At 72.6% G+C, this 1,662-nt stretch carries 1 protein-coding gene and 2 pseudogenes; 2 read left to right on the top strand and 1 reads right to left on the bottom strand.

The window, feature by feature from the left end:
* Positions 1–234 (bottom strand): annotated as a pseudogene (locus G6018_RS10425) (5-formyltetrahydrofolate cyclo-ligase); the annotation flags it as partial.
* A gap of 63 nt (positions 235–297) precedes the next feature.
* On the opposite strand from G6018_RS10425, the gene G6018_RS10420 reads away from it, so the two are divergent.
* Together G6018_RS10420 and G6018_RS10415 are read left to right on the top strand one after the other, a co-directional pair.
* Positions 298–1,197 carry a UTP--glucose-1-phosphate uridylyltransferase gene (locus tag G6018_RS10420; protein WP_182617844.1) on the top strand — a complete coding sequence of 300 codons (900 nt, stop codon included), beginning with the start codon at positions 298–300 and terminating at the stop codon, positions 1,195–1,197.
* Between the two features lie 130 nt (positions 1,198–1,327).
* Positions 1,328–1,662, top strand: a pseudogene (locus G6018_RS10415) (molybdopterin molybdenumtransferase); the annotation flags it as partial.

The raw sequence follows: 1,662 nt of genomic DNA, 5'->3' as shown, positions 1-1,662 counted from the left end.
AGTGGGGGAGACCGGCAGGAGCACCTGCGCCCCCGCCAGCGCGAGCGCCTCCGGCAGATCCGGTCCGCCGGCCTCGTCGTCGTCGGGAACGAACGCGCAGACCACCATCCCCTCCGTCACCACGGAGGCCAGGTGCTCGCGGATCGCCCGGTCACGCTCGGCGCGCACGGACGCGGGGACCGCCGCGCGGCGCACACGCACCGCACGACGTACCGCGGACTTGTCCTGATCCATCACCCCAGTGTGCCGTCAGTGGTCCGGACGTAGCGGCCCGGTCCGCCGTCTATGGTGTACGCCATGACGTCCCACGCCTCGCCCGACTCGCAGTTCCGGACCGCGGTCGTCCCGGCCGCCGGCCTCGGGACCCGGTTCCTGCCCGCCACCAAGACGGTCCCCAAGGAGTTGCTCCCCGTGGTGGACACCCCGGGGATCGAACTCATCGCCGAGGAGGCGACCGAGGCGGGAGCGGGTCGGCTCGCGATCGTGACCTCCGAGCGCAAGGTCGGCGTGATGGCGCACTTCTCCGAGGACCTGGTCCTCGAGGACACGCTGTCGGACCGGGGCAAGGACGTCCTGCTGCACAAGGTCCAGCGCGCCCCCGGGCTCATCGAGGTGGTGGACGTGCGCCAGGACGAGCCGTTGGGTCTGGGGCACGCGGTCGCGCAGGTGGAGCCGGTGCTCGGTGACGAGGAGGAGGCCGTCGCCGTGCTCTTGCCGGACGACCTGGTCCTGCCGTTCGGGATCCTGGGCCGGATGTCACGGGTCCGCGCGGAACGTGGCGGCAGTGTCCTGTGCGCGTTCGAGGTCAGCCCGGAGGACGTCTCCTCCTACGGGGTGTTCGAGGTCTCCGACACGGATGATCCGGCCGTCAAGCGGGTGCTCGGCATGGTCGAGAAGCCGGCCGCCGAGGACGCGCCGTCCAACCTCGCGGCGGCCGGGCGGTACGTGCTCGACCGCGCGATCTTCGACGCGCTCCGGCGCATCGAGCCGGGCGCCGGCGGGGAACTGCAGCTCACCGACGCTATCGACCTGCTGATCAACGAGGGGCACCCGGTCCACGTGGTGGTCCACGACGGCACCAGGCACGATCTCGGCAATCCCGGCGGGTACATCAAGGCCTGCGTGGACTTCGCCCTGGACAACCCGGCCTACGCCGACGAGCTCCGGGAGTGGCTGGAGGGCCGGCTCGGCCGCTGACGGCGCCGTCGCCGCGGAATGGTGCCGACCGGGCGCTACCCTCTCCCACAGGGACCCGGTGGTCGGCCCGCCCGCTGTGGCGTGACACCGCTGCACGGTCAGCGACTTTCGTACGGGAAGGGGACACCTGGTGCGCTCCGTCGAGGAACAGCTCGCACTGGTGACGGCGGCCGCGGTCGCCCCGAGACCGGTACGCGTGTCGATCTCGGAGGCGCAGGGCCTGCTGTGTGCCGAGGAGGTGGTGGCCGAGCGCCCGTTGCCCTCGTTCGACCAGTCCGCGATCGACGGGTACGCGGTCCGCAGTGTCGACATCCGGGTCGGCGGCCCGGTCGATGACGCCGGGGACGCCTCCGGCGGGCCCGCCGGACTGCCCGTCGTGGGGCGGATCACCGCGGGATCCCGTCAACCGACCCGTCTGCAGCCCGGCCAGGTCGTCCGCGTGGACACCGGGGCGCCGCTGCCGAC

Origin of the sequence: Dietzia sp. DQ11-44, from assembly GCF_014145205.1 — a bacterium.
In the GTDB taxonomy this organism is placed as follows: Bacteria; Actinomycetota; Actinomycetes; order Mycobacteriales; family Mycobacteriaceae; genus Dietzia; species Dietzia natronolimnaea.
Note: the sequence above shows the minus strand (reverse complement) of the source record. Positions and strands in the feature narration are given on the sequence as shown.